The sequence below is a fragment of the Pantoea allii genome (assembly GCF_002307475.1).
GTDB classification, from domain to species: domain Bacteria; phylum Pseudomonadota; class Gammaproteobacteria; order Enterobacterales; family Enterobacteriaceae; genus Pantoea; species Pantoea allii.
This window is the reverse complement of the sequence record NZ_NTMH01000003.1, coordinates 315,064-341,465: the sequence shown is the minus strand read 5'-3', so window position 1 is coordinate 341,465 and position 26,402 is coordinate 315,064. Positions and strand designations below refer to the sequence as shown.

Below are 26,402 nucleotides of genomic sequence, written 5' to 3'. Positions count from 1 at the left end.
AAGACATTTTTTGAAATCATTTGAAACCTGTTTTGCGTTCAGGCGGTTGCTGCAATCATAAGGAGAGTTTTATGTCACGCCAACCTCGTCAATACAATGCCTCTGCAACATTTTCACGACGTCAATTAAGCCTGTGCCTGCTGGTGCTGGGCAGTATGACAGCCAGTGCCGCCGCACCTGCCGTCGAAATGAAAGCGAAAAACGTGATTGTCATGATTAACGACGGTGCAGGGTGGGGAACATGGGATGCAACAGCATACTGGCAATATGGCGGGCGCGACAAAACGCCTTATGCCGGATTTCCGGCAAAATATGCCATGACAACCTATCCGCTTAATGCTTCGAAAAAGGCGACACACAGCGATGAATCCCTGGTTAATTACGATGCGCAGAAAGCCTGGGATACCACGAAAACAGATAACAGGGATCTGCCCTTTAAAGGCTATGAATATCTGGCCATTAACCCTACCGACAGCGCTGCTGCAGGCACCGCGCTGGCATCGGGGATAAAAACCTATAACAACGCCATTAACGTCGACAATAACGGCAAGCCGGTCGACTTTATCACCCTCACCGCCAAAGCGCAGGGGAAAGCCACGGGCGTAGTCACCAGCGTGCCGTTCTCGCACGCTACGCCAGCCGCCTTTGGGGCGCAAAACGCGTCACGTAATGACTACCACGCGATCGCCAGACAAATGCTCACCGCCGGTCAGCTCGATCTCATCATGGGAACCGGGCTACCCGGTTTTAATGTGAACGGAACGGATTGCCAGCATCTGGCACACAATGAATCCACGACAGGCTGTGGCGCTGATGCGAACCGCTATCTGGCGAACGCCGAGTGGGATCAGCTGCGTGCCGGTAAGCTGGCACCGGCAGGCGGTCAGCCGTGGAAAATGGTGCGCAGTACAGAAGCGTTCACCCAACTGGCTAATGGCTCTCTGAACTATGACGGCCCGCTGCTGGGATCGCCGAATGTGGCACCCAACGGTACGCTGCAGCAGGGACGTCAGGCTGAGTTTGTCGGTAAAGATGCAGCTAACCCGTCCGGCGATGCATTTATTACCACCGTGCCAACGTTGAATATGATGACCCGAGGCGCGATGCAGCACCTGAGTAAAAATCCGGCTGGCTTCTTCATGATGGTAGAAGGTGGGGCGACCGACTGGTCTGCGCATACCAGCAACGCCTGTAGCGGCAAAGGCGACTGGGGCAATACGTATAACCCCAATTGTGTGGGCGTTGAATACGGTCGTCTGATTGAAGAAAGCGCCGATTTTAATAACGCCGTTGCCTCCGTCATTGAATGGGTCGAGAAAAACAGTAACTGGAATGAGACCTTGCTGATCGTGACAACGGACCACGATAACGGTATGCCGATGGGGCCCGATGCGCAGACTACCGCGTTCCAGCCTGTCATCAATAAAGGTAAAGGCGTGATGCCCGGTATTTCTTTCCGTCCGACCGGTAATCACTCCAACGCACTGGTTCCGCTGTGGGCGAAAGGTGTGGGGGCTGAAGCCTTTGCCCAACGTGTACGTGGACACGATGCGGGCTATGCCAGACATGTCGGTTTGAATGATGGCAATTACATCGATAACACCGATGTTTTTACCGTCGTGAAGGCCGTGCTGGAAGGAAAGGCGGTTGAAAAAATCACGCCCGGACAGGCCAGTAAATCCTGATGTGACAACGTCATATAAAACAGGGCGTTTTACGCTTTTCAGATCCACGCCTTTCCCCCGGTGCCGGTGGCGATAGCTGACCGGCACCGTTGTTTTTTAACATCGTGATGAACTCAACCATCCCGTTTCTGCCGCTTTTTTTTACAACGTCAGCAATATTATGCCGCCTCATTCGTCTACCTCATCACACAGGATTGTTAATTACCGATGAGGTCACCCTGATATGAGAGATATTGATAACCATCCGTTCCGTCATGCCCGTGGTATGGGCAGAAACCGACTGGCGAAGCCATTGATCGTCGGTGTCGTTTTAATTGTCGCGCTGTGTCTGCTGGTCATGTCACTATGGAACGCCTTACTGCCCGCCATTATTGGGGTCAAAACGATCGGTTTCTGGCAGGCTGCGGGGCTGTTGTTACTGTGCCGGATTCTGTTTGGCGGATTGGGGATCAGGCCGGGGATGTTTGGCCATGCCCGACGCCGTATGCATGAGCGCTGGATGCAGATGACACCAGAACAACGAGACGCATTTATGAAGCAACGTCGTGACGGTTTTGGTCATCGGGGACACCATTGCCGGGATAAAGCCCGGAACGAACAGCCGCCGTCTCCCAATGACAGCCATGATGCCCGGACTGAGTAAATGATGAAGGCCAGCGCATCGCAAACCTCATCATGGATAAAAGCGCTTACGCTCTGCAGAACAAAACTCCACTCTTTTATTCGCGCCCGTACCTCAGCACGCGATGAGGCTGAGGATATTTTGCAGGAAATTACCTGTCAGCTGATGGGTGTGGAACAGCCGGTTGAGAATATCTCCGCCTGGCTGTTTCGGGCGGCGCGGAATGAAATGACGGACCGGGCGCGTAAGAAGCGGGAACTGCCGCTTTCCGTCTTCAGGGAAAACGATGAGGAGGAGGCGGTAGAAAACGAACTGGCTGAAACCCTGTTTGGCCTTCCGCAAACGCCAGAAGATGATTACCTCAGAGCACTGCTCTGGGACGCGCTGGAAGAGGCATTATCCGAACTTCCGCCCGCTCAGTTTGAGGTGTTTGACCAGACGGAGCTACAGGGGATCAGCTATAAAGCGCTGTCACAATCAACCGGGATCAGTGTTCAGACCTTGCTGTCGCGCAAGCATAAAGCGGTGCTGTATCTGCGTATGCGCTTGCGTGCGGTCTACGACGATCTGGTAAATAACGACTAAAAAAGGCGGCCACTGGCCGCCAGAGTGCGCCTTATCATCTGGTCGTTACAAGAATGACAAGATCAGCCTTTCACGCCACCGGCGGTCAGGCCGTTCACCAACCAGCGTTGCGCCAGCAGGAACACCAGGGTAATAGGAATCGCAGAGAGAACGGCGGCGGCGGCAAAATCGCCCCACAGATAGTTTTGCGGGTTAAGGTATTGCTGCATTCCCACCGCCAGCGTGTAGCTGTTGACGTCGCGCAGCAGTAGCGAGGCCACCGGCACTTCAGTCACCGCAGCGATAAACGCCAGAATAAACACTACCGCTAAAATGGGCACCGACAGGGGCAGCAGCACCAGTCGAAATGCCTGCCACGGCGTCGCACCATCCAACGCAGCCGCTTCCTCCAGCGAACCGTCGATTGTTTCAAAATAGCCCTTTATCGTCCAGACATGCAGCGCGATGCCGCCAAGATAGGCAAAGATCACGCCGCCATGCGTATTCAGCCCAATAAACGGCAGGTATTGTCCCAGACGATCAAACAGGGCATAGAGCGCAACCAGAGAGAGCACCGCCGGGAACATCTGAAAAATCAGCATGCCTTTTAGCAGGCTTTCGCGACCTTTAAAGCGCATGCGAGCAAACGCATAGGCGCAGGTCGTGGACAGCGCCACAATGCCCATCGCGCTGATGGCTGCAATCTTTACCGAGTTCCACAGCCACAGCAAAACAGGAAAGGGCGGCGGCGTAACCGAGCCATCGGCATGCTGAACGCTGAAACCCAGCGCCAGCCGCCAGTGTTCCCAGGATATATGTTCAGGAATGATACTGCCGGTGGCGAAATTGCCTGCGCGCAGTGAAATTGCCACCACCATCAGTAACGGAAACAGTATTGCCGCGATAAAGGCCAGCAGCAGCAGATGCGTCATCAACAGACGTAACTTTTGCGATTTGGGTTGCACCATCGCCATAACGACTCCTTAATCAAATTTCATCCGCACGGCTTTCAGATTGATCACCGCCAGTGCGCCAACCAGCAGGAAGATCAGCGTGGCGATAGCCGCCGCCAGACCAAAGTCCTGACCACCACCGCCTTCAAAGGCAATACGCCACGTGTAGTTCACCAGCAGGTCGGTATAACCCGCAGGCGTGGTGGTACCGAGTCTGTCGGGTGCGCCATTCGTCAGTAACTGCACCAGCACAAAGTTATTACAGTTAAAGGCAAAACTGGCAATCATCAGCGGCGTCAGCGGCTTTAACAGTAGCGGCACCGTAATCAGAAAGAAGTTTTGTAGCGGCCCGGCGCCGTCCATCGCAGAGGCTTCATACAAATCCTCCGGAATCGCCTTAAGCAGCCCCATGCACAGAATCATCATGTAGGGATAGCCCAGCCAGGTGTTCACGATGATCAACATGGCGCGCGCCAGCGTGGGATCGCTGAACCACGCGGGTTTGATACCAAACAGGGCGTTGAGCATCACGTTGATCTCACCAAAGCTCTGATTGAATAATCCTTTGAAGATCAAAATAGAGATAAAGGCGGGTACCGCATAAGGCAGGATCAACATCACGCGATAAACCGCTTTGCCTTTTAACGCCTCCCACTGCACCAGACAGGCCATAACCATGCCTACCGCCACCGTCAGCACCACGGTCAGCAAAGAGAAAATCATCGTCCAGCCAAAGATCGCCAGGAAGGGTTTTTGAATTCCCTCATCGGTAAACACCCGAATAAAGTTCTTCCAGCCCGCGCCGACGGTAAAGCCGGGACTCAGGCGTTCTTCCCCCCAATGGCCATTTGGCTCCACCGCCTGATAAAAACCGGTATCCAGATTTGCGCGATAGGTCACGCCGCTTTGCTGGTTTTTTAGCGTTTGACTCTCCGTTATCACATACAGCGGGCGCGTCCCGGAAAACTGGCGCAGAGAACTCATGACCAGCTCTCGACCGTCAGGTAATTCAGCCCGAATCTTCGCCAGTGCCTGACGATGTGTCGTGATCACCCGTAAGTTTGCCCGTTCGCCCGCAGGCGCAGGGGCGCTGACCATCTTGAGGTGCGCTACGCGAGCAATGTCAAACGCCGGTGATACCCAGGTTCGGTTATCCGTGCTGTCGGTAAGAACCAACTGCCAGCGGTCGCCTGCCGAAATCAAATTGAAATTCAGGCCCGCGCCGTCCTGATATTGCCTGCTGAGCAGGACCTGCTGCGCACGTTCCTGGGTCAGTTGGTTAGTGCTGCTGTAGTTGGTAAAGGCAATGCCCACCGTGCAGGCCAGGGGAAACAATACAAACAGCATCATTCCGGCGATGCCGGGATAAACGTAACGCCAGGCGTAGGCCCGACGATTGGCATAAATCCAGATGCCCAGTCCGCTCATGACCAACGTCAGCAGGGCAAACAGATATTCCCCCTGCGCGTACATCAGCACCAGCAGGTAACCGACCAGCAGACAGCAAATGCCCACCAGTGCGCCTTTCAACAGAGAACGATGCCGTCCCGTTTGCGGTTTTTCTGACATAACCCGATTTCCTTAACGGCAGGTTGCAGGCCAGCAAAACGGGCCTGCGTTAGACGATTTACTTGTTAAGACGTGACTGCGCATCCTTGAGCGCAGCATCAACCGACTGACGACCGCTCAGGGCGTTCAGCGTGGCGGTGCGCATGGCGTACCAGAACGCGGACATCTGCGGGATATTGGGCATGATATCGCCGTTGCGGGCGTTGTTCATGGTGGCGGCAATACGCGAATCTTTCTCCAGCACTTGCTGATAGGACTTCAGCGCGACCGCGCCCAGCGGCTTGTCTTTATTCACCGCCTCAAGACCTGAATCGGTTAACAGATAGTTTTCCAGAAACTCTTTTGCCAGCTCTTTATTCGGACTGGCCGCATTGATGCCAGCACTCAGCACGCCAACAAAAGGCTTCGTGGGCTTACCCTTTAACGTCGGCAGCGGCGCAACGCCATAGTTGATCCCGCTTTTATCGATATTGCTCCAGGCCCAGGGGCCGTTTATGGTCATCGCCGTCTGGCCTTTATTGAAGGCGGCTTCTGCGATGGAATAATCCGTATCGGCGTTCAGCACCCTGGCTTTAACCTGATCCATCAGGAACTGCATACCCGCTTTTGCCCCTGCATTGTCGACGCCGGTGTTTTTCAGGTCATAGCGTCCGTCGGTCAATTGATAGGCATAAGCGCCCCCTGCGGCCAGCAGCGGCCAGGTAAAGTAGGGCTCCTGCAGATTAAACATGATGGCGCTTTTGCCTTTTGCGCGCAGGGTCTTATCCAGTGCGGCCATCTCTTCCCACGTTTTCGGCGGAGCAGGTAACAGGTCCTTGTTATAAATCAGCGACAGCGACTCAACCGACACCGGGTAGCCGATCAGCTTGCCATTGAAGCGCACCGCGTCCCAGGTAAAGGGGAAGATTTTTTGCTGGAAACTGCTGTCTGGCGAGACTTCCGCTAACAGGCCAGATTGCGCGTAACCGCCAAAGCGATCGTGTGCCCAGAAGATAATATCGGGGCCGTCACCGGTTGCGGCTACCTGCGGGTATTTTTCTTCCATCTTATCCGGGTGCTCCACCGTGACGTGAATACCGGTTTCCTGTTCAAACTTTTTTCCAACCTCGGCCAGGCCGTTATAGCCTTTATCGCCGTTGATCCAGATGACCAGTTTACCTTCTTCTATCTTCGCCACTGCGGAGGCCGAGAACAGCACTGCCGAGAGGGCTGACAGCGCCAAAATTTTAGTGCCGGTTTTCATCTTTAACACTCCATCCTGTTAGCGGAAACGAACATGTTGCTTGCAGCACATTCTGCGTGTTCTGACCGGCTTCTCATCCTCCTGACGTCTACGCCTGCCCGTGCTGAGTTGTGATCGCTGTTGCAAAGTGAACGGGTTATCACGGTATGGCTCACAGAAAAGTGGGGGCCAGACTGCGTTGCCGATCACAAAAAACAGTGCGGCACAGGGCGGCGCGCGCGCGCTGGGACGTTCTCCTCCTCCCGTCTCCTCCCCCAGCTAAAGCACGCCGGTGGAGGATGTGGCGGCTAAGCGCGCGACGCATAGTGGGCACCAGAATCTGTCCGCTGCCGTGCAGGCTGCATTAGCGAGTAAAGAGGAAAGCACTATGGCGAGCGTCGTGTTACGCAATGTCACCAAAGCCTGGGGCGACACGGTCGTGTCGAATAACATCAGCCTGGAAATTGGCGAAGGGGAGTTTGTGGTGTTTGTCGGGCCGTCGGGATGCGGCAAATCCACGCTGTTGCGCATGATCGCCGGTCTGGAAACCATCACCCGTGGTGATCTGTTCATCGGCGATAAACGGATGAATGAGGTGCCGCCTGCGGAACGGGGCATTGGTATGGTATTTCAGTCTTACGCCCTTTATCCCCATCTTACCGTGGCAGAAAACATGTCGTTTGGCCTGAAGCTGGCGGGGGTCAAAAAAGCCGAGCGAGCGCAACGCGTGAAGCAGGTCGCTGAGGTGCTGCAACTCGCACACCTGCTTGACCGCCGTCCAAAGGCGCTCTCTGGCGGGCAGCGTCAGCGCGTTGCCATAGGCCGCACGTTGGTTGCAGAACCGCGCGTGTTTTTGCTGGACGAACCGCTTTCTAATCTGGATGCCGCGTTGCGGGTGCAGATGCGCATTGAGATCTCCCGTCTGCATAAGCGCCTCAAGCGCACGATGATTTATGTCACCCATGATCAGATCGAAGCGATGACGCTGGCCGATAAAATCGTCGTACTGGACGCCGGTCATGTGGCACAAGTGGGCCGACCGCTGGAGCTTTATCATTATCCGGCAAACCGTTTTGTGGCGGGATTTATCGGATCGCCAAAAATGAATTTCCTCCCCGTGAAGGTCACTGCCACCGCGATTGATCAGGTGCAGGTGCGCCTGCCCAATAGCCAGTTGGTCTGGCTGCCAGTAGACAGCGCCGATGTGCAGGTCGGCAGCAATATGTCATTAGGAATTCGGCCAGAACATTTGCTGTCCAGTGATATCGCGGATGTCACCCTTGAGGGTGAAGTGCAGGTGGTAGAGCAACTGGGACACGAAACTCAAATCCACATCCAAATCCCCGCCATCCGTCAAAACCTGGTGTACCGCCAGGAGGACGTGGTGTTGGTAAAAGAAGGCGCCACGATGGGCATTGGCTTGCCACCCGAGCGTTGTCATCTGTTCCGCGAGGACGGACGCGCGTGTCGCAGGCTGCATCAGGAGCCCGGTATTTAGTCCGGAAAAACAATAAAAGCAATGACCTCAGGAGATCGAAAATGTTAACTCTGCGCAAACTTTCCCTTGCCGTGGCGCTGGCGACAGGCACGCTGTCTTCGCCACTTATGGCGGTGGATTTTACCGGTTATGCTCGTTCCGGCATCGGCTGGACGGGCAGCGGCGGCGAGCAGCAATGCTTCCAGGCTACTGGCGCTCAAAGTAAATACCGTCTGGGTAACGAGTGCGAAACCTACGCTGAGCTGAAGCTGGGCCAGGAAGTGTGGAAAGAGGGCGACAAGAGCTTCTATTTCGATACCAACGTGGCGTACTCCGTTTCACAGCAAAATGACTGGGAATCCACCTCACCCGCTTTCCGTGAGGCGAACGTCAAAGGTAAAAACCTGATTGATGCGCTGCCAGGCTCCACCATCTGGGCCGGTAAACGTTTCTACCAGCGTCATGACGTTCATATGATCGATTTCTACTACTGGGATATCTCCGGCCCGGGTGCCGGTCTGGAAGATGTCGATCTGGGCTTCGGTAAACTCTCGTTCGCCGCCACGCGCTCATCGGAAGCGGGCGGATCTTACACCTTTTCAAACGATCGGATTCGTGACTACGCCACCAGCACCGCAGATGATGTGTTTGACGTCCGTCTCGCCGGGCTGGAAACCAACCCGAACGGCGTGCTGGAGCTGGGCGTGGATTATGGACGTGCCAACGCGCGTGACGGCTACCGCTTAGAGGATGGCGCATCCAGAGATGGCTGGTTGTTCACCGCTGAACATACGCAGAGCATGCTCAAAGGCTACAACAAATTTGTGCTGCAGTACGCGACCGACGCATTGACGTCGCAGGGCAAGGGACTGGCACAGGGCAGCAATATTAATAACAACGGCAAGATGTATCGGGTGCTGGATCACGGTGCCATCACCCTGGCCGAGCGCTGGGACCTGATGTATGTCGCGATGTACCAAAACACCGATCTGGATAACAACCGCGGTAACGAGTGGTACACCGTTGGCGTGCGGCCCATGTACAAATGGACGCCGATTATGAGCACCTTACTGGAAGTCGGTTATGACAACGTGAAGTCCCAACAGGTTAACGAACACAACGGCCAGTACAAAATCACTCTGGCACAGCAGTGGCAGGCGGGCGACAGCATCTGGTCACGTCCGGCGCTGCGGGTATTTGCCACCTATGCCAAATGGGATGAGAAGTGGGGTTATAACAAGGACGCGTCCGGCGATATCACCACGTTAGCGTCCAAAGACACTACAGGAAATGGCCTGTTCACCAACAGCCGCGGCAATAATGATGAGTGGACCTTTGGCGCGCAAATGGAAATCTGGTGGTGATCCCTTCGCTGAGTCATTCACGCTAACCGTTTCGCTATGACTTTCAGGCCGCGGCGGCTATTGCCTGCCATTCTTTGAGGTTAAAAATGAAAACGTATAAAACATTCACCGCACTTTGCCTGAGCACGCTGCTGCTGGCAGGGCACAGCGTGACGGCAAGCGCCGAGATCAATCTGATGCCGCAGGATGTCTCTGCCGCGCCCGCTATTCCGGTGTCCAGTCTGCAGCACATTCACTGGCAGCCATTGGATATGTCTCGCCCGCAGGTGACAACCTTACCGCCGGATAACAGCCAGCTGAACCTTGCCGGTATCACTGGCCCGGTCGCCGCTTACAGCCTGCCCGCCAATGTGGGTGAGCTAACAATCACCTTAAGCAGTGAGGTACAGCAGAACCAGGTCTTTGCGCCCAATGTGCTTATCCTGGATGAAAATCTGCGTCCGGCTGCCTGGTTTCCGAGCCGTTGGTTTTCTTATCAGCAACCGGGAGTGATGGCTGCCGACCGGCTTGAAGGGGTGATGAAGCTGACGCCAGTGCCCGGACAGCAAAAAATCTATCTGTTGGTGTTCACCACGGAGAAGGATCTTGCCCAAACCACGACGCTGCTCGATCCGGCAAAAGCCTATGCAAAAGGCACAGGCCATGCGGTACCGGATATCCCCGATCCCATTGCCCGTCATACAACGTCTGGCACGCTAAAAATCAAGCTGAGTACCCGCCAGGATTCATCGATACTGGTTGGGCCGCTGTTTGGATCGTCTGGCCCCGCGCCGGTGACGGTAGGCAACAGTCAGGCGACAGTAAGCAGTCGCGCACCCGTTGCGGCACCTGCCGTGAAGGCGCAGCCGATTGTGCAAGACACCGAAAGCTATTTCAACGACAACATTCGCCAGGCGGTGGCGCAGGGCAATATTGATAAAGCGCTTAAACTGCTGGATGAGGCCGAACGGCTCGGCTCGACGTCCGCGCGGCAAACATTTATCAGCAGTGTTAAAGGCAAGGGGTAAACCCCCCGACAGTGCTGATTTGTTGCACCTGGTGCGCTAAGGCGCACCTTTTTTACGCTTATGATCAGACAATAATGTCATCTGATCCGACGCTGAACATGACAAAATATCCCGCCCGTTACTGATGACAAGGCGACATATCATTACCTGATGAAAGGGTTAAACAGGCACCATGTATTCTTTTTGAAACTGCTCTTTACTGACAGGACGAGAAAAAAGAAAACCTTGCCCATATTTTACCCCGCGATGAAGCATGGTAGAAATGTGAGTATAGTTCTCCACACCTTCGACAATAACATCGCAATCATAACTATCCAGATATTCGAGCATCATGAACGTGTCATTGAGGTGATTACTGGCAAGGCAACTTCTGTCCAGCTTAATATAATCAGGCTGAAAAGTGTCCAGTTTTCTTTTTAGCTTATCAAGACAGTCTATGCCATCCCAGGCAAGATTAGCACCCGCGTCCCTTAGCTGTTGAAGATTATCTATCATTGTCTGCTCAGGTTGTTCAGCGCTGTCGGTGACTTCAAATATAATCTGCTGTGGTGTTATCTGATATTGCTCCAGCAGGCCGTTCGCGCGAACTGCAAAAGCGCTATCGTTTAACTGAACCTGAGAAACATTAAGAGTGAATACCTGCTTATCCCTTATTTCTCGCGGTTGTTCAGCAATAAATTCGAACAGCCGGACCATAATATAATCACCCATGAGTAATATGCCGCCTGTCGCTTCAAGTTGGCTGATGAAAAAATTAGGTGGAACAACATTACGGCGATGTTTTCCCCGAACCAGTACTTCGCCGCCGATACAGGCGACACGGGAAAGATCAAAAATGGGCTGGATCATAAAATCAATACCCGCATCGATTTTGTTCTTTTCGATACACTGAACCACGTAATGTGAACTTTTTTCCATGTAAGCCTCATTAAATAAATGAATATATTAAAAAACGACACAACCCCTGGCGTACTTAACCTTGTGAAAATAAAAATCACACTGCCACAAGAAGGATATAGAGGATCGGTATGACAGAGAGGGCATTCGCCGGTAGCTGGCCAGAACCGCCATCAGGTGTGGCCAGGTTTTTTGTAGAAGAGGCTATGCCACGGTGCCCACAATGTTTAAATCACTGTCATCAGGAACTTCATTATAGGAAAGCACGTGTAAGCCACTCGCAAACAAGCGGCTGTAGCGTGAAATAAGCGGACGTAGCTGTGGCGTCACCAGTAACAGCGGCGGTAATCCTTTCGCTTTCATTTGTTCCTGAATCATGGGCATGGTGTTTTGAAGCTGCGTCAGTATATTGGGGTCGACAGGGAAACTGTCCAGCGCAACTTTCCCCGCCTGCTGCGACTGGTTAAGTGCACTCAGCAATATACTTTCTAAATTATTATCGAGCGTGTACGCCGATAAGTGTTTACGATCGCCATTAATGCTGTGGATGATGGCCCGACGTAGCGCATAGCGCACATCAGCAGCGAGTAAAAGGGGATCTTTCGTTACCGCTGAACTTTCCAGCAGAGTGGCTGCTATTGTCACAATATCCTTTAGCGAAACCTGCTCCAGCAATAGCTGACGGTAAACACGCAGAAGAACACTGAAGTTCAGGGCGTGGGTCAGATCCTCCGTTAATTTGGGCGCCTGCTGTGCCAGTCGCGCATGTAAGTGCGTAATGTCATCGTAGTTAAAAAGGTCAGGTAAGTATTGCCGGGCAACTTTATTGACGTGGGTAGCGACCACACTGGCGCAATCGACCACCTGATAGCCAAGATTGAGCGCATGTGCTTTTTGATTCGGATCTATCCATACAATTGCCATTCCGTAGGCGGGATCGATATCGAGCACGCCATCGATTTCGCCATATAACTCTGTGCCGGGAATCGCCATCAGTTTATCCGCATGGACTTCGCCCACCGACAGGCGAATACCATTAATATAGATGGCATATTGAGCGGGTTTGAGGCGAAAGTTTTCACGAATCCGAATCTCAGGTAACAGGATACCGCACTGTTCAGAAACGACCTGACGCACACCACGGATACGCTGTGAAAGCGGATTCCCTTTACTGCTGTCAATCAGACTCACTAACTTATAGCCCAGGTTAAGACCAATAGGTTCAACCAGGGGGATGTTTTCCCAGCCGATCTTCGTCGCACTATCGTCGTTCAGCGCGGCGTTAATCGCATCGTAATCAACGTCTTCTTGCGCCGGTTTAATCGCTTTACTTTGTCGCCAGGCGGCAAACAACAACAGCGCGGTAAAACACAGAAACGCAACGTGGGGCATGCCGGGCACAATGGACAGAATAAACATCACAAACGCAGCGGTATAAAGCACCTGTGGCCTGGCTAAGAGCTGCGTCTTTATCTCATCGCTGATATTGTTGCCGTCACTCACCCGGGTAACAATGATGGCGGCAGCCGTTGCCAGCAGCAGGGAAGGGATCTGTGCCGCAAGACCGTCACCAATGGAGAGTAAAACATATTGCTGAAAGGCATGGCTGGCATCAAGATCGTATTTAAAAATACCGATGCAAATACCACCAATCACGTTAATGATCAGCACCATGATGCCGGCGATGGCGTCACCACGGACAAATTTAGAGGCGCCGTCCATTGAGCCATAGAAGTCCGCTTCTTTCGCGACCTCTTTACGACGGGCTTTTGCTTTTTGTTGATCAATTAATCCTGCATTCAGATCGGCATCAATCGCCATCTGCTTACCCGGCAATGCATCCAGCGTAAAACGCGCCGAGACTTCGGAAATACGTTCTGCACCTTTGGTGACAACCACAAAGTTGATGATCATCAGGATCATAAACACGACAAAACCGACGACAAAATCACCGCCGATCACGACCTGCCCAAAGGCCTCGATGACCTGACCTGCGGCACCTTCGCCTTCATGTCCATGCAGTAATACCACGCGTGTTGAAGCGACGTTAAGGGTCAAACGCATGAGCGTGGTGATCAGCAGCAGCGTCGGGAAGACCGCAAAGTCCAGAGGACGTTGCATATTGACCGCCACCAGTAAGACAATCACAGACAGCACAATATTGAAGGTAAATAAAATATCCAGCATTAAGGGTGATAAAGGCAACATCACCATTGCCAGCACGCTAAGCAGTAATATCGGAATGCCAATATTGCCTCTGCGGATTAGAGCAAGGATTTGCTGTAACTTACCGTTCGCCATGGGCTTTAAGTACCTCTTTCGGAATCGTTATTTGTTTGTTCAGATGGGGTTTGGACATCAACTGGCCTGTTCGCCATGACTTCAGTTGCATGACATAAGTCAGAACATGTGCGATAGCACGAAACAGCTGGGCCGGAATCTGCTGATTAACGCGGGTAGTGTGATAAACAGCGCGCGCCAGCAGCGGAAATTCCACGACTTCCACCTCGTGCTGCTGGGCTACTTCACGGATATAAAGGGCAATATCATCCATGCCTTTTGCCACAATATAGGGGGCTTCTGCCTTGTCTGGGTCATATTTAAGTGCAACGGCAAAGTGGGTAGGGTTAGTAATAATCACATCGGCTTCAGGAACGGCACGGTTGATCTGCCCCATCGCCATCTGCCGTTGTAACTGGCGAATACGCCCTTTAACCTGAGGATTACCGTCATTATTTTTGTACTCTTCTTTAACCTCTTGCTTCGTCATGCGCATTTTTTTTGTAAACATGAATTTACTGAGCGGAACGTCTAAAAACGCGAAGACAATAATCACGGCGATAAAGTAGATCAGCACACCATGCAGAATGCCAAGCCCCTGATGAATGGCCTGATTCAGATTCAGACGCTGAAGGTGCAGCAGCGGATTCAGGGCGTTGTGTATCATGCAATAGAGCACGGCCAGAATAATGCCGCATTTCAGCAGCATTTTTCCGACGTCAACATAATGACTGGCTGAAAACATGCGTTTTAATCCGCTGATCGGATTTATTTTTTTTAAATCAGGCTTGAGTTTTTCCAGTGTAAATAACCAACCGCCCGGCACCAGACTGGCGACAATGCAGGCAACGGGAATCGGGGTGAGCGTGGCGATAAAACGCAGCAAAACCCAAACGTTAACCAACAGAAACTGACCGAGAACATCGTCGTCTTTGATCTGGCTTGCCATTGTTCCTGCTGCGGTAAATGATTCTTCAATCAGGTGTTTGTAGTAGGGGAAAAAAGCACTCAGCGTAATAAAAGAGGTCAGGAGGCCGGCAGCCATCGTCAGATCTTTGGAACGGGGAAGATCGCCTTTATTTCGCGCCTTACGTAGTTTTTGCGCGGTAGGTTTTTCGCTTTTATCACCAGACGCAGCCATCAGTCATTCCTCATGGCTTCCAGTCTTGCCAGAATGTCATTGGTCAGATTGAGGTAATGATCAGGGATATTGGTGATCATCATTGAAATACACAGCAGGCCAAACAGCATGCTAATCGGAAAGCCCAGCGAAAAAAGATTAAGGGTGGGGGAGACGCGATTAAGCAGCCCGAACCCGCCCTGCACAATTAACATCACAAATGTCGTGGGAAGCGCAATCAGCGTGGCTGAAGACATGATCCAGCCTAGCCCCTGAGCAATAAACATCAATTGCGGGGAGGTAATAGCTGTTCCTATCGGCCACCAGATAAACCCTTTATATAAAATGGTGACGACCAGTAAATGTCCATCCATAACGAAAAACAGCAATCCGCAGAAGGTATAAATGATTTGGGAAATAACCGTAGTTGAGCTGCCATTAACCGGATCGTTCATCGTGGCCATACCCAATCCCATATTCATGGATAAAATATGTCCGGCGGTCTGTAACGCAACGAAAACCAACTGCAGCGCCATGCCAAACAGTAAACCCCATAACAGTTGTTCACCGATTAACAGTATCGTGCGCACCGAGAGCAGTGAGCCAGGCAGAATTTTTTCCGGCAGCATCGGCGTTATCACCACGACCAGCGTCAGGGCCATCGCGATTTTTATTCGTCGGCTAAATGCACTGTTATCCAGTACCGGGCAAAAGTGGATAAATGCCATGATGCGGGTAAAAGGAAACACCAGCGCCAGTAGCGGGTCTGTCAGGGTATGAATATCAATGCTCATCGCCATCAACCTACCAGCGCCGCTGCCTGCTGAAAAAGCGTGACGGTAAAATCCACCAGTTGGGTAAGCATCCATTTTCCGCCAACGATTAACACGGTCAGCGTCACCAACAGACGGGGTAAAAAACTGAGTGTTTGTTCGTTGATTTGGGTGGTCGCCTGGAAGATGCTGACGCACAGGCCGACAATCAAGCTGGGAATAATCGCCACGGCAGAGATGATAAGCACCAGCTTGATGCCTCCCGCCATAATATCGCCGGCAATGTCCATTGTGATCATGATTAAAGCCCCTGCACGCTGGATGTCAGGGTGCCGACAATCAGCGTCCAGCCATCACACAGCACAAAAAGCATCAGCTTAAAAGGCAGGGAAACAATCAACGGCGATAACATCATCATCCCCATAGCCATCAATATACTGGCAACAATTAAATCGATGACCAGGAAGGGGATGTAAATCATAAAACCAATCTGAAAGGCGGTCTTTAACTCACTCAGCAGATAGGCAGGGGTGATAATCGTAAGATCTTGTGCTTGCGGTTCGCCTGTCACCCTGGCAATGGTCATCATTTGGGACAGGGCTTTTGTATTGGTTTGTGACAGCATAAAATTTTTAAAGGGCGTTTCTGCTTTGCTAAGCGCCTGCTTCAGGGTTATTTCATCGCGCTGAAATGGCACGATGGCATCCTGATAAACCGTCGTCCAGACTGGACGCATAATCAGTAGCGTCAGCGCCAGTGCAATACCGGTGAGAATCTTATTGGGTGGACTTTGTTGCAGGCCAAGCGCCTGCCGTAAAATAGCCAGGACGATAATGAATCGCGTAAAGCAGGTCATCATCAATACCATGAGCGGCAGCAGCCCCAGCAATGTCATCAGAATCAGGATTTCAATCTTTACGTTGTAGTCCTGACCCCCTTCAGTGACTGCGGTACTGAGCAGGGTGACATCGCCTTGTGCGGCATACAGCAACGGTGAAAAAAGCAAACCAGACAGTAGCAGCGAAAACGTGCCGGTTTTGCGCAACGGATTCATCGTGTCAGTTCGCCCAAATTGTTACTGTTGAACTCCAGGATACGCAAACCATATTTATCATTCAGCATGACGGCTTCCGCCTTGCCGAATAAAATACCATTGACTTTAATATCCAGGGCTTCGCCTGCCATTTTATCCAGTTCAATAACTGAATCATGGTTAACCGTTAGCAAATCTGCGAGTGATATTTCGACCGAAGCGACTTCCAGCGTCAGGTTAACCGGGATACGACTGAATAGCGCGATTTTGCGTAAGTCATCATTTTCATTGACGACGTCTGGTTTTTCCTGAATATCAAGCCGGATGTTACCTTCAACTGTTTTTTCGCGTGCGATGTCGCCAATGTTCAGGTCATCAAAATCCAGGGACTGGCTAAGGTCTTGTTGTGCATCACTCATGATATTTCTCGATAGTTCTGTCATTAAATTCACAAAAAAATAACTTGCCTCGGTCTTCGGCGATTTCAGCATCAAAGATTTGCTCTTTCCCAATAAAAACCGGGACAGGATCATTAATAAGGACAGGAATAATATCCCCGGGTTTTATCTTTGATAACTGAGCAATCGTTAAATTCAGGCTTGCGACCTTACCGTTTAACTTCAAAGGCATGCTGTGAAACAGTCGCTCCAGTTGTGCCTGAGTCGGTGGCGTTTGCGGCGCGACAGCCATATTTTTTTCCGGTGCGCGTATTTTGGCTAATAACTGATCAACATGGTTGTCATCGAATAACAGGGTAAAATTGCCATGTTCATAGCCCTCAAGCGTAAAAGTTACGCACCATGCCCATTGCGTCATTACCGTCGTGCTGTCACTTTTTATTGCAATGTCCTGACCAAAAATTTCGCTATCAATGAGCAGGTTAGTAAGGTCAAGGCCGATTTTTGTTTTTAAACGTCCTTCTGTCTTTGTTACGGGCTGATTAATATCTGGTGTTAAATTGTTGTTGTCTTTACCGAGCCCATAATAGTCATGAAGTATTTGCAGCAGAAGGGGGCGTTCAATATCAAAGGCAATTGAACCAAAACAGGTAGAGAAAATTTGTGTGTTTTTATAGGCTTGATCGATACTAAATGACAATGATTTTAACGCAATATTAACCCGTAGCTTCTTGAGAAAATAAATACTGATGCGTGAATCAAAGATATCAAAGTTATCATTCATCACTTTCGGTAATTTATGCCAGGGCCGACCAAGCTTACTGACATCAAGCTTCACGATGTCAGTGAGTTCCTGACGCTGGTATATTTTTATTCTTTGAGGCGCTACGTGCATACTTGTTCCGCATGAAAATGATGAGCAATGAATTACAATGCCGATGATTTGACCTGGATCAGGTTTTCCAAACCGGAATTGTTATGGGTGCTTATCCAGTATTGCTTTTCTGTCTCACTGCTTTTTGTTTTATAACAGAGGTGAATTAAACCCTTTTTTAATAAGCGGGTCAATAAACCCTGAATTATTAATTCATTATACTTAAATTATTAATCACATCTTATTATAATCGTAAATTACTGATTTTAAACGATTAAAAAATTAATACCAATTAATAGCGCGACAGGTTGTTTTGCATGGATAAACTAAGACAAATTAAAAGAAGTCTTCGGCAATCATTCTTATTCCCCTCTTTTTTTGAATTAGTGGTTGCATTATAAATGCGTTCGCTGTCCTGAGGCGATATAGGCTTTCAGCTCTGCGAAAGGTAAACGAAAAGTGATGAGTGGTGGATCGTTATGCGTTTTTTGAATGAGTGCGATGTGCGCGATGAAAACAAATTTGTGGCCAGTTCGCCAGAAAGCTTAAGTGTATTTTCATTAGCTCGCCGCGTGGCGAACTTCAATGTTGCTGTACTCATCACAGGTGAGACGGGGACGGGAAAAGAGTGCGTATCGCGTTACATTCATGAAAAAGCCTCGGGCTGTTCGGATGCACCCTATGTGGGGGTTAACTGTGCCGCAATTCCAGAAAGCATGCTAGAAGCTGTCCTGTTTGGTTATGAAAAGGGCGCTTTCACTGGGGCAGTGACGGGCGTTGCCGGTAAGTTTGAACAAGCCAATGGCGGAACATTATTGCTGGATGAAATTGGCGATATGCCGTTAGCGTTACAGGCAAAATTATTGCGTGTTTTGCAGGAGCAGGAAGTCGAACGGCTGGGAAGTAATAAACGCATCCCGTTAGATATTCGGCTAATAGCCTCCACCAATAAAGATCTTCAAAAAGAGATTGCTGAAGGGCGTTTCCGCCAGGATCTGTTTTATCGTATTTCCGTTGTGCCTATTCATATCAAACCGCTGCGTGAGCGACGTCGAGACATTATTCCTTTGGCACTCAGGTTTATTGCTAAATACAAAGATTTCCATAAAGGGAATATGCAGTTAAGCGATGAGGCGCGTCAGGTCTTACTGGAATACGACTGGCCCGGCAATGTGCGTGAGTTGGAAAATGTTATTCAACGCGGAATGATTTTAAGTAATGGTGAAGAGATCGCCGCCAGTGATCTTGGTCTTCCTTTACGCAGGTCACTGGAAAAACCCGGTCCAGACATAATGCCAGAATATCGTGAACAGCTTTCAGTGCCAGCCTCCGCAATGAGCAATGTAAAACTCCACGGCCGACTGGCTGAGTATCAGTACATTATTGAATTACTGAAGCGCCATAACGGTAATAAATCGAAAACGGCTCAGTGCTTAGGCATTACACCACGTGCATTACGTTACCGGTTGGCATCGATGCGTGAAGAAGGCATTGACGCTGAATATTACTCATAACAGGCGTAAGAGATTGAAGCATTGAACAAGATTAACACCATCGGTTTCGATATAGGGGCCAGCCAGCAGGCGATGCTGGCAAAAATGCAACAGGCTGCTGCATTGGCGTCATCAGGCATTCATCCGGCAGCACCGTCAACGGTTTCAGCCTCATCCTTTTCTGAGACGGCGGCGACGAGCGCTTATTCCTTTTCGCAGGTGCTGAATCAGGCCATTGACAATGTTGACGCTGTGCAACATGCCGCCGCTGCAAAACAGCAGGCGATTGAAATGGGGCAGAGCGACGATCTGGCGGGTGCCATGATTGAAACACAAAAAGCGAGTGTTATGTTCTCAGCCATGATGCAGGTCCGTAATAAACTCACCACCGCACTCGACGAAGTCATGAATACTTCGCTGTAAGGTCTTCTCGTGCTGAATAAGTTAAAAGAAAAGTTTTCAGAATCATCACTTCCTGTGGGCCTGCTAAAACCAAAGTGGCTCATTACTGTTGGTGGTTTTTTGCTGGGGATGGCGATTGTTTTTTCCCTTTGGCGCACCAGCCATGGCTACGTGCCACTTTACGGCAGTCAGGAACGCATTCCCGTCGCCCAGGTTGTTGAGGTTCTTGGTGCGGAAGCCATTGCCTATCGCGTTAACCCCGACAATGGTCAGATTCTGATCCGGGAAAATCAGTTACCACGTGCGCGTATGGCACTGGCGGCTAAAGGTATTACGGCGGTGATGCCCGATGGCTACGAGCTGATGGATAAAGACGAGATGCTCGGCAGCAGCCAGTTTGTTCAGAATGTCCGTTATAAACGCAGCCTGGAAGGTGAACTGGCACGCAGCATTATGGCGCTTGATCCGGTTGAATCAGCGCGGGTTCATATGGGGCTGAGTGAATCGAGTTCATTTGTGTTAACCCATAAGCCGCAAAGCAGTGCCTCCGTCGTACTGCAATTACACTATGGAAAACAGCTTGATGAGCAACAGGTGGCGGCTATCGTGCAACTGGTCGCTGGCTCGGTGCCCGGTATGCAAGCCAGCAGCGTTCGTGTTGTCGATCAGGCAGGGAATCTGCTGTCTGACAATGGTCCGCAGGGCGCCAGTAACGTTGCCAGTCTGCGCCAGGCACGGGATGTGACCGGGCGAATTAAACAAGAAACGACGGCCAATATTGCTAAGTTGCTTAATCCACTTTTTGGCAGTGAAAACTACAGTATTAGCGTGACGCCCACCGTCGATATGAGCAGTGTAGAAGAGACACAAGAACGCCTGGGTTCAGAGCCAAAAGTCAGCGACGAAAATATCTCTCAGGAGAACAGCACCAACGAACTGGCGATTGGCATCCCGGGTTCGTTAAGCAATCGACCCGTTAACCCGTCACCTGCGCCAGCCCAGCAGACCGTGCCAGCAGCGCCCCAGACCGGGGAACAATCTCAGCAGCAACCGCAGAACAACGACCCACGTTCACTTTCCAGTCGTAGCCAGCAGCAACGCAAGTATGCGTTTGACCGTGATATCCGCCATATCCGCCATCCAGGTTACAAGCTGGAAAAACTTCGCGTCGCGGTGGCGCTGAACGAAAACGCAGAGGCCTTAGCAAAAATGACGCCAGAGCAACTCAGCACGCTGACACGTCTGGTTGAGGAGGCTGCAGGCATCGAAAAGGCCCGAGGAGACTCGCTGACCCTTAACAAGATGGCGTTTGTTCACCTGGCGACCGATGTAGTGCCGGAACTGCAATGGTGGCAGGACCCGTCAATTCAGTACTGGGGACAAAATGGCGGTATTGGCATCCTGGCACTGCTCACCCTGATATTTGGCGTGCGCCCCCTGGCACAACGCTTTGGCCGAAATGACCTTATCGAAAACCAGGAGAAAGACGTCATCGTTCCAGATACAGCGCCAGCAAAAGAACTGATCGCCACTGACGCGGGCCTTCAGGGTCTGCCCGGGGCCGCATTCAATAAGGATACCGAGCTGCCACCGCAAAGTTCCGGCCTGGAAACCAAAGTGGAATATCTGCAAATGTTGGCAGAGAAAGAAACTGAACGTGTTGCTGAAGTGCTGAAACAATGGGTTAACAGTAATGAGCGAACTACTAATAAACAAGAATAGTAAAAGCAGTGTTAAAACGGGAAGGAACCGCCTGGAACAGGCCGCCATTTTATTGCTCAGTGTGGGGGAAGAAGCCGCTGCCAGAGTAATGCAAAAGATGAATCGGGATGAGGTTCTGTTGCTGAGTGACACGATGGCACGCTTGCATGGCATTAAGGTCGATCATGCTCGCAATGCAATGAATAACTTTTTTGATGATTACCGTGAGCAGAGTGGCATCAATGGGGCATCGCGTACTTACTTACGCGGCATTCTTGAAAAAGCGCTTGGGGGTGAAATTGCCAGCAGCGTAATAAACGGTATTTACGGTGACGAAATACGTCATCGCATGGCGCGCTTGCAATGGGTAGATGTCCCCCAACTGGCCGCACTGATTGAGCAGGAACATTTGCAAATGCAGGCGGTATTTCTTGCCTTCCTGCCGCCGGATGTGGCTGCCTGCGTACTCAGCGTGCTGCCTCAGGAACGTCAGGATGAGATCGTCTGGCGCATTGCCCGCCTTGATGACATTAACCGTGATGTTATCGATGAACTCGACCGCCTGATTGAACGCGGTGTCGCCGTTCTTTCTGAACATGGTTCTAAAGTTCTCGGCATCAAACATGCGGCTAACATCGTTAACCGTATTCCGACTAATCAGCAGCAACTGCTGGATCAGCTGCGGGAACGGGATGCCGAAGTGGTGGATGAACTGGAAGAAGAGATGTACGAATTCTTTATCCTCAGCCGCCAGACACCGGCAACCCTGCAACGCCTGATGGAAGAGATTCCGATTGAGGAATGGGCTGTGGCATTAAAAGGCACCGAGCCGGTTCTGCGTCAGACCATCTTCAACGTCATGCCGAAACGTCAGGTGGCACTGTTGCAATCCACAACGGCGCGAATGGGGCCCGTACCTGTAAGCCGAATCGAACAGATTCGTAAAGATATTATGATGACCGTACGACAACTAGCGGAAGAAGGGGAAATCCAGGTACAGCTGTTTGCAGAAAAGACAATGGAGTAACCATGTTTAAAAAGCACAGTTTACCCTTGAGTGCACTCACTGACAGTCGTGATGCCGTTGTTAAACCGCGCCTGCATAAATTCCCGCCATTGCGTAAACGCCGGCAGGCATCAGAGAGTGATGTGTTATCGCCTGAAGAAGGCAGTGCCGCCGTCCATGCGCAGTTGAAACATGGTTTTGAAGAGGGCATGAATCGTGGTTTCGCGCAAGGCATGGAGGAGGGCAAAGAAGAAGGCTATCAGGAAAGCGTTCGCCTTGGTGTTGAAGAAGGGTTGCGTAAGGGACTGGCAGAGGGAAAAGTTCAGGCCCGCCAGCAGTTTCTGGAAGCGGCCCAGCCGCTGGACAATCTTATTCATAGTGTCTCGTCGTTTATGGCCAGTTACGAACAGCGCCGTCGGGAAGAACTGCTGCAACTGGTAGAAAAAGTCACCCGCCAGGTCATCCGTTGTGAATTAACGCTGCAACCCACGCAGATTTTGACGCTTGTCGAAGAAGCCCTTGCGGCATTACCGCAGCGACCAGAACAGATCAAAGTGCTGCTCAGTAGCGATGAATATCGTCGTATTAGCGAAGCTGAACCGGAAAAAACCGCCCAGTGGGGGCTGATGGCCGAGCCGACGCTTGCCCCAGGTGAGTGCCGGGTCATCACTGACACGACAGAAATGGACGTCGGCTGCCAGCATCGTCTGGACCAGTGCATGGACGTGCTGAAAGAAAACTTATTACCGGACACCCATGATGAGTGATAACGCGTTCGAACAGGCTTTACGCTCTATCGATAAGATTCATCTCGCCAGAGTGGCAGGGCGCCTGGTACGGGTGGCCGGCATTTTACTGGAGTGCGTCGGATGTCGTCTGGCGGTTGGACAGTTCTGCCAGATTGAAGGCATTGATGGCCAACTGATTGATGCGCAGGTGGTGGGTTTCGATCGTGATGTCACCTTCCTGATGCCTTTTAAACACACTTCCGGACTCATTGCCGGTGCACGTGTCTTTCCTCTCGACAAGCAGCAGGGGGTTCTGATTGGTGATCAGTGGTTGGGCCGGGTGGTCAACGGTATTGGCGAACCGATTGACGATAAAGGCAAACTCTCAGGCGATAGCGTGCTTCCTCAACAGGTGACACAAGTGCACCCCTTGCGTCGGCAGCCCGTCGTGGCGCCGCTGGATGTTGGCGTCCGGGCCATTAACGGTTTGCTCACCATCGGTAAAGGCCAACGCGTTGGCCTGATGGCAGGCAGCGGTGTGGGCAAAAGCGTGCTGCTTGGCATGCTTACCCGTTATACCCAGGCGGAAGTGGTCGTGGTCGGGTTAATTGGTGAACGTGGGCGTGAAGTCAAAGAGTTTATTGAACACTCACTGGGGGAAATCGGGCGTCGTAAGTCGGTTATTGTGGCGGCACCCGCCGATGAATCCCCGCTGATGCGAATCAAAGCCACCGAGCTGTGCCACACCATTGCCAGCTATTATCGTGACAAAGGCAAAGATGTTTTGTTACTGGTGGACTCCCTGACCCGTTATGCCATGGCACAACGTGAAATCGCACTGTCACTGGGCGAGCCGCCAGCCACTAAAGGTTATCCACCCTCGGCATTTGGTCTGATCCCCCGCCTGGTAGAAAGCGCCGGAAACAGCGAAAGCAGCGGCTCCATGACCGCGATCTATACCGTGCTGGCTGAAGGCGATGATCAGCAGGACCCCATTGTGGATTGTGCTCGGGCGGTACTGGATGGACACATTGTATTATCGCGTCATCTTGCAGAGGCTGGGCACTATCCGGCCATCGATATCGGACAGTCCATCAGCCGGTGTATGAGCCAGGTCACGGATATCTCACATCAGCGTAACGCGCGTACGCTCAAGCAACTCTACGCAGAGTATCAAAATATTAAGCCTCTAATTCCCTTGGGTGGTTATGTCGCCGGCGCAGATCCAATGGCAGACAAAGCCGTCAATCTCGCTCCCGCGATTGCCCGTTTTTTACAGCAGGAGGTGCAGGATGCGGCATCGCTGGAGAAAACCCTTTCTGATTTGGACATGCTGGCGAAAGCAGGATAATTCATCATGAGCAAACTGATACACACACTTGAACAACTTCACCTTCTGCGCCATCGCGCGGTGAACGACCTTACCCGTAAACTTGCCAGCCAGCAGCGACTTTGCCAGCGCCTGGAAAACAACATTCACGCTTTATCCGGGCTAAAGCAGAGCGTGCAGTCCAGCCAGGAAAACGCGGTGATGTTGAGCAATCAGTCGGTGTATAAACGCAATCTGCAACGTGTTATCGACTGGCAAAAGCAGGAGCAGGCGCTGGCGAACGTCGAAGCGCAAAAAATACAGCGCCATTTACTGGCTGAGTTTCGACGGGAAAAGAGCATTGAGCACGTCATGGATGCACGAAGGAAAACGCTCAGACAGGCCCAGGATCAACGTGAGCAAAAAACCACGGATGCGCTGTCGACGCAGAGTTGGTTGAGACAACAGACATCACGGCAGAAATAAGATGGCTGAAACACCAACCCTGATGCGGTCACTGATTAACCGCCGACAGCAAAAAAGACACAGCGAATTACCCTTTGTCAGTGTGGTATGCCCTACCTGGAATCGTCGGGCCTTTTTACCTTATCTTCTGTATATCTATCAGTATCAGGATTATCCCGCGCTCAAACGCGAACTGATTATTCTGGATGATTCTGCTGAAAGTAATGAAGATCTGATCGCGATGCTGGTCGATCACACCTGTCAACATGTGCGCTATGTCCACAGCCCGGTTCGGCTGGATTTGGGTAAAAAGCGCAACATGCTCAATGATATGGCCCGTGGTGAATACATTATCTGTTTTGATGATGATGACTATTATCCCCCCAGCAAAATCAGCCACCAGGTGGCGTCGATGCAGCGTAATAACGCGCGCTTCTCAGGCTGCGATACGATTTATATCTGGTACAGCCATCTTGATAAAATCTACCGCACCGTTTCTTTTGGTGAACGGCACGCGTTGAACGGCACCTTTGGTTATCACCGAAATTACCTAAGGAACCATCGCTATAACGACAGTGCCACGCTGGCTGAAGAGCAGGCATTTCTGAATAATTTCACCACCCCTGTGCAGCAAATTGACCCCAAAGAGGCCATTCTGTGCATCTCTCACAGCGCCAATACTTACGATAAGGACTTTGTGCTGGGGTCGTCACAACCGGTGAATTTAACGCTGGAAGACTTCGTGACCGACCGTAATTTGCTTAATCACTATCGACGTCTGGGACAGGCGCCACTCAGCACCGTGGTCGCCTGGCAAACCTTTGACAAAATCGCGGTGCTTTATGACGCCACGCAGCCTGAAGCACTGCAGCAGCAGCGGCAGAAACTGAACATGCTTGGGGTTGATCCGCAGCAGATAGTGCCGTTTGCAAAACGCCGCGCCGCTGACGCCAGCACAGCAGAACTGGCAAACCACTGTGAGGTATTAACGCACGCACTGCATCACCACTGGACAAGCGTACTGCTGCTGGACGCGGCGGTACGCTATGTCCATAAAGAACGATCGCTCAAGACGCTTAACCATCTGTTAGTCCGTTTGCCGCATATTCACTGGCAGGTCACCTTGCTGGGTGGCCGCTATCATCGGGTTGTTCCCCTCAACGCGTTGCCTGGCGTGTCACGGATTACTGATGGTGACTGCGGTTGCGCCTATGCCGTTAATGGCAACTATATCCCAACGCTTCTTGCCCATTACCAGCGGGCAATTCAGCAGGGGAGTTCACTGAATGCCTGTTGGACCGAGCAAATGCGGGACCATTGCTGGCTTGGTCTGCAGCCAGGTTTCGCTTTTTTATCTGAAATAACCGATCCCATTGATGGCGCGGTTGTCGACTGTACTCACTGGTTTTTCCGAAAAAAAGCTCACTAATCAGTGCCGCTTAACGGGCGGCCGGAGTATT

Annotated in this window: 25 protein-coding genes; 14 read left to right on the top strand and 11 right to left on the bottom strand. The window is 51.4% G+C overall.

Going from position 1 to position 26,402, the window contains the following annotated elements; all coding sequences use genetic code 11:
• Positions 1-71: 71 nt before the first annotated feature.
• From CMR03_RS02410 to CMR03_RS02400, 3 genes are all read left to right on the top strand, one after another.
• Positions 72-1,685: an alkaline phosphatase gene (locus CMR03_RS02410; RefSeq protein WP_096010643.1), complete on the top strand. Its 1,614-nt coding sequence runs from the start codon at positions 72-74 to the stop codon at positions 1,683-1,685.
• 223 nt (positions 1,686-1,908) lie between these two features.
• The gene (locus CMR03_RS02405; RefSeq protein ID WP_063879577.1) at positions 1,909-2,328 is read left to right on the top strand and encodes a hypothetical protein; all 420 of its coding nucleotides are present in this window, start codon (positions 1,909-1,911) and stop codon (positions 2,326-2,328) included.
• Between the two features lie 3 nt (positions 2,329-2,331).
• Positions 2,332-2,892, top strand: a complete 561-nt coding sequence (locus CMR03_RS02400) for an RNA polymerase sigma factor (protein ID WP_063881174.1) — start codon at positions 2,332-2,334, stop codon at positions 2,890-2,892.
• A gap of 62 nt (positions 2,893-2,954) precedes the next feature.
• On the opposite strand, the gene malG is transcribed toward CMR03_RS02400, so the two are convergent.
• Genes malG through malE form a run of 3 tightly spaced genes read right to left on the bottom strand, consistent with a single transcriptional unit; the run spans position 2,955 to position 6,636 of the window.
• Positions 2,955-3,845, bottom strand: a complete 891-nt coding sequence (gene malG / locus CMR03_RS02395; RefSeq protein ID WP_096010642.1) for a maltose ABC transporter permease MalG — start codon at positions 3,843-3,845, stop codon at positions 2,955-2,957.
• Between the two features lie 9 nt (positions 3,846-3,854).
• The gene (gene malF / locus CMR03_RS02390) at positions 3,855-5,393 is read right to left on the bottom strand and encodes a maltose ABC transporter permease MalF (protein WP_096010641.1); all 1,539 of its coding nucleotides are present in this window, start codon (positions 5,391-5,393) and stop codon (positions 3,855-3,857) included.
• Between the two features lie 58 nt (positions 5,394-5,451).
• Positions 5,452-6,636 carry a maltose/maltodextrin ABC transporter substrate-binding protein MalE gene (gene malE / locus CMR03_RS02385; protein ID WP_096010640.1) on the bottom strand — a complete coding sequence of 395 codons (1,185 nt, stop codon included), beginning with the start codon at positions 6,634-6,636 and terminating at the stop codon, positions 5,452-5,454.
• A 367-nt stretch (positions 6,637-7,003) separates the two neighbouring features.
• Here malE and malK point away from each other — a divergent pair, with 367 nt between their 5' ends.
• The 3 genes from malK (at position 7,004) to malM (ending at position 10,463) form a co-directional block, all read left to right on the top strand.
• Entirely contained in the window at positions 7,004-8,113 is a 1,110-nt protein-coding gene (gene malK / locus CMR03_RS02380) for a maltose/maltodextrin ABC transporter ATP-binding protein MalK (protein ID WP_096010639.1), read from the top strand.
• 41 nt (positions 8,114-8,154) lie between these two features.
• Positions 8,155-9,456: a maltoporin gene (locus CMR03_RS02375; protein ID WP_096010638.1), complete on the top strand. Its 1,302-nt coding sequence runs from the start codon at positions 8,155-8,157 to the stop codon at positions 9,454-9,456.
• Between the two features lie 86 nt (positions 9,457-9,542).
• Positions 9,543-10,463 carry a maltose operon protein MalM gene (gene malM / locus CMR03_RS02370; protein WP_096010637.1) on the top strand — a complete coding sequence of 307 codons (921 nt, stop codon included), beginning with the start codon at positions 9,543-9,545 and terminating at the stop codon, positions 10,461-10,463.
• Between the two features lie 159 nt (positions 10,464-10,622).
• Here malM and CMR03_RS02365 read toward each other — a convergent pair whose 3' ends face one another.
• The 8 genes from CMR03_RS02365 to CMR03_RS02330 all read right to left on the bottom strand — a co-directional run bounded on the left by CMR03_RS02365 (position 10,623) and on the right by CMR03_RS02330 (position 17,859).
• The gene (locus CMR03_RS02365) at positions 10,623-11,381 is read right to left on the bottom strand and encodes an EAL domain-containing protein (RefSeq protein WP_096010636.1); all 759 of its coding nucleotides are present in this window, start codon (positions 11,379-11,381) and stop codon (positions 10,623-10,625) included.
• 183 nt (positions 11,382-11,564) lie between these two features.
• The gene (locus CMR03_RS02360; protein WP_096010635.1) at positions 11,565-13,661 is read right to left on the bottom strand and encodes a flagellar biosynthesis protein FlhA; all 2,097 of its coding nucleotides are present in this window, start codon (positions 13,659-13,661) and stop codon (positions 11,565-11,567) included.
• Positions 13,648-14,784 carry a flagellar biosynthesis protein FlhB gene (flhB, locus tag CMR03_RS02355; RefSeq protein ID WP_162287598.1) on the bottom strand — a complete coding sequence of 379 codons (1,137 nt, stop codon included), beginning with the start codon at positions 14,782-14,784 and terminating at the stop codon, positions 13,648-13,650. The genes CMR03_RS02360 and flhB overlap by 14 nt, the downstream gene beginning before the upstream one ends.
• Positions 14,781-15,554, bottom strand: a complete 774-nt coding sequence (locus CMR03_RS02350; protein ID WP_096010715.1) for a flagellar biosynthetic protein FliR — start codon at positions 15,552-15,554, stop codon at positions 14,781-14,783. Before CMR03_RS02350 ends, flhB begins: the two co-directional genes overlap by 4 nt.
• 5 nt (positions 15,555-15,559) lie before the next feature.
• On the bottom strand, positions 15,560-15,832 hold the full coding sequence (gene fliQ / locus CMR03_RS02345; RefSeq protein WP_096010633.1) for a flagellar biosynthesis protein FliQ: 273 nt from the start codon (positions 15,830-15,832) through the stop codon (positions 15,560-15,562).
• Between the two features lie 2 nt (positions 15,833-15,834).
• Positions 15,835-16,587 (bottom strand): flagellar type III secretion system pore protein FliP, encoded by a 753-nt coding sequence (gene fliP, locus CMR03_RS02340; RefSeq protein ID WP_063879588.1) that lies wholly within the window; start codon positions 16,585-16,587, stop codon positions 15,835-15,837.
• On the bottom strand, positions 16,584-16,985 hold the full coding sequence (locus CMR03_RS02335) for a FliM/FliN family flagellar motor switch protein (protein ID WP_063879589.1): 402 nt from the start codon (positions 16,983-16,985) through the stop codon (positions 16,584-16,586). The genes fliP and CMR03_RS02335 overlap by 4 nt, the downstream gene beginning before the upstream one ends.
• Positions 16,978-17,859 (bottom strand): FliM/FliN family flagellar motor C-terminal domain-containing protein, encoded by an 882-nt coding sequence (locus CMR03_RS02330; RefSeq protein WP_063879590.1) that lies wholly within the window; start codon positions 17,857-17,859, stop codon positions 16,978-16,980. The genes CMR03_RS02335 and CMR03_RS02330 overlap by 8 nt, the downstream gene beginning before the upstream one ends.
• Before the next feature lie 458 nt (positions 17,860-18,317).
• On the opposite strand from CMR03_RS02330, the gene CMR03_RS02325 reads away from it, so the two are divergent.
• The 8 genes from CMR03_RS02325 to CMR03_RS02290 are packed head-to-tail and all read left to right on the top strand — an operon-like array spanning position 18,318 to position 26,371.
• A complete protein-coding gene (locus CMR03_RS02325) occupies positions 18,318-19,352 on the top strand; it encodes a sigma-54 interaction domain-containing protein (RefSeq protein ID WP_063881176.1) in 1,035 nt (344 codons plus the stop codon).
• Between the two features lie 21 nt (positions 19,353-19,373).
• Positions 19,374-19,754: a flagellar hook-basal body complex protein FliE gene (gene fliE, locus CMR03_RS02320; protein ID WP_244181293.1), complete on the top strand. Its 381-nt coding sequence runs from the start codon at positions 19,374-19,376 to the stop codon at positions 19,752-19,754.
• A 9-nt stretch (positions 19,755-19,763) separates the two neighbouring features.
• The gene (fliF, locus tag CMR03_RS02315) at positions 19,764-21,455 is read left to right on the top strand and encodes a flagellar basal-body MS-ring/collar protein FliF (RefSeq protein WP_063879592.1); all 1,692 of its coding nucleotides are present in this window, start codon (positions 19,764-19,766) and stop codon (positions 21,453-21,455) included.
• Positions 21,427-22,461 (top strand): flagellar motor switch protein FliG, encoded by a 1,035-nt coding sequence (locus tag CMR03_RS02310; protein ID WP_063879593.1) that lies wholly within the window; start codon positions 21,427-21,429, stop codon positions 22,459-22,461. The genes fliF and CMR03_RS02310 overlap by 29 nt, the downstream gene beginning before the upstream one ends.
• Before the next feature lie 2 nt (positions 22,462-22,463).
• Positions 22,464-23,207: a flagellar assembly protein FliH gene (gene fliH, locus CMR03_RS02305; protein WP_096010632.1), complete on the top strand. Its 744-nt coding sequence runs from the start codon at positions 22,464-22,466 to the stop codon at positions 23,205-23,207.
• Positions 23,200-24,519, top strand: a complete 1,320-nt coding sequence (gene fliI, locus CMR03_RS02300; protein ID WP_063879595.1) for a flagellar protein export ATPase FliI — start codon at positions 23,200-23,202, stop codon at positions 24,517-24,519. The genes fliH and fliI overlap by 8 nt, the downstream gene beginning before the upstream one ends.
• A gap of 6 nt (positions 24,520-24,525) precedes the next feature.
• Positions 24,526-24,963 carry a flagellar export protein FliJ gene (fliJ, locus tag CMR03_RS02295; RefSeq protein WP_063879596.1) on the top strand — a complete coding sequence of 146 codons (438 nt, stop codon included), beginning with the start codon at positions 24,526-24,528 and terminating at the stop codon, positions 24,961-24,963.
• A gap of 1 nt (position 24,964) precedes the next feature.
• Positions 24,965-26,371, top strand: a complete 1,407-nt coding sequence (locus tag CMR03_RS02290; RefSeq protein WP_244181291.1) for a glycosyltransferase family 2 protein — start codon at positions 24,965-24,967, stop codon at positions 26,369-26,371.
• Positions 26,372-26,402: the final 31 nt, after the last annotated feature.

Bases quoted from the DNA above. Each gene is read 5' to 3' on its own strand.
- CMR03_RS02410 (WP_096010643.1), top strand. From the start codon at position 72: ATGTCACGCCAACCTCGTCAATACAATGCCTCTGCAACATTTTCACGA.
- CMR03_RS02405 (WP_063879577.1), top strand. From the start codon at position 1,909: ATGAGAGATATTGATAACCATCCGTTCCGTCATGCCCGTGGTATGGGC.
- CMR03_RS02400 (WP_063881174.1), top strand. From the start codon at position 2,332: ATGAAGGCCAGCGCATCGCAAACCTCATCATGGATAAAAGCGCTTACG.
- malG (WP_096010642.1), bottom strand. From the start codon at position 3,845: ATGGCGATGGTGCAACCCAAATCGCAAAAGTTACGTCTGTTGATGACG.
- malF (WP_096010641.1), bottom strand. From the start codon at position 5,393: ATGTCAGAAAAACCGCAAACGGGACGGCATCGTTCTCTGTTGAAAGGC.
- malE (WP_096010640.1), bottom strand. From the start codon at position 6,636: ATGAAAACCGGCACTAAAATTTTGGCGCTGTCAGCCCTCTCGGCAGTG.
- malK (WP_096010639.1), top strand. From the start codon at position 7,004: ATGGCGAGCGTCGTGTTACGCAATGTCACCAAAGCCTGGGGCGACACG.
- CMR03_RS02375 (WP_096010638.1), top strand. From the start codon at position 8,155: ATGTTAACTCTGCGCAAACTTTCCCTTGCCGTGGCGCTGGCGACAGGC.
- malM (WP_096010637.1), top strand. From the start codon at position 9,543: ATGAAAACGTATAAAACATTCACCGCACTTTGCCTGAGCACGCTGCTG.
- CMR03_RS02365 (WP_096010636.1), bottom strand. From the start codon at position 11,381: ATGGAAAAAAGTTCACATTACGTGGTTCAGTGTATCGAAAAGAACAAA.
- CMR03_RS02360 (WP_096010635.1), bottom strand. From the start codon at position 13,661: ATGGCGAACGGTAAGTTACAGCAAATCCTTGCTCTAATCCGCAGAGGC.
- CMR03_RS02350 (WP_096010715.1), bottom strand. From the start codon at position 15,554: ATGAGCATTGATATTCATACCCTGACAGACCCGCTACTGGCGCTGGTG.
- fliQ (WP_096010633.1), bottom strand. From the start codon at position 15,832: ATGATCACAATGGACATTGCCGGCGATATTATGGCGGGAGGCATCAAG.
- fliP (WP_063879588.1), bottom strand. From the start codon at position 16,587: ATGAATCCGTTGCGCAAAACCGGCACGTTTTCGCTGCTACTGTCTGGT.
- CMR03_RS02335 (WP_063879589.1), bottom strand. From the start codon at position 16,985: ATGAGTGATGCACAACAAGACCTTAGCCAGTCCCTGGATTTTGATGAC.
- CMR03_RS02330 (WP_063879590.1), bottom strand. From the start codon at position 17,859: ATGCACGTAGCGCCTCAAAGAATAAAAATATACCAGCGTCAGGAACTC.
- CMR03_RS02325 (WP_063881176.1), top strand. From the start codon at position 18,318: ATGCGTTTTTTGAATGAGTGCGATGTGCGCGATGAAAACAAATTTGTG.
- CMR03_RS02310 (WP_063879593.1), top strand. From the start codon at position 21,427: ATGAGCGAACTACTAATAAACAAGAATAGTAAAAGCAGTGTTAAAACG.
- fliH (WP_096010632.1), top strand. From the start codon at position 22,464: ATGTTTAAAAAGCACAGTTTACCCTTGAGTGCACTCACTGACAGTCGT.
- fliI (WP_063879595.1), top strand. From the start codon at position 23,200: ATGAGTGATAACGCGTTCGAACAGGCTTTACGCTCTATCGATAAGATT.
- fliJ (WP_063879596.1), top strand. From the start codon at position 24,526: ATGAGCAAACTGATACACACACTTGAACAACTTCACCTTCTGCGCCAT.
- CMR03_RS02290 (WP_244181291.1), top strand. From the start codon at position 24,965: ATGGCTGAAACACCAACCCTGATGCGGTCACTGATTAACCGCCGACAG.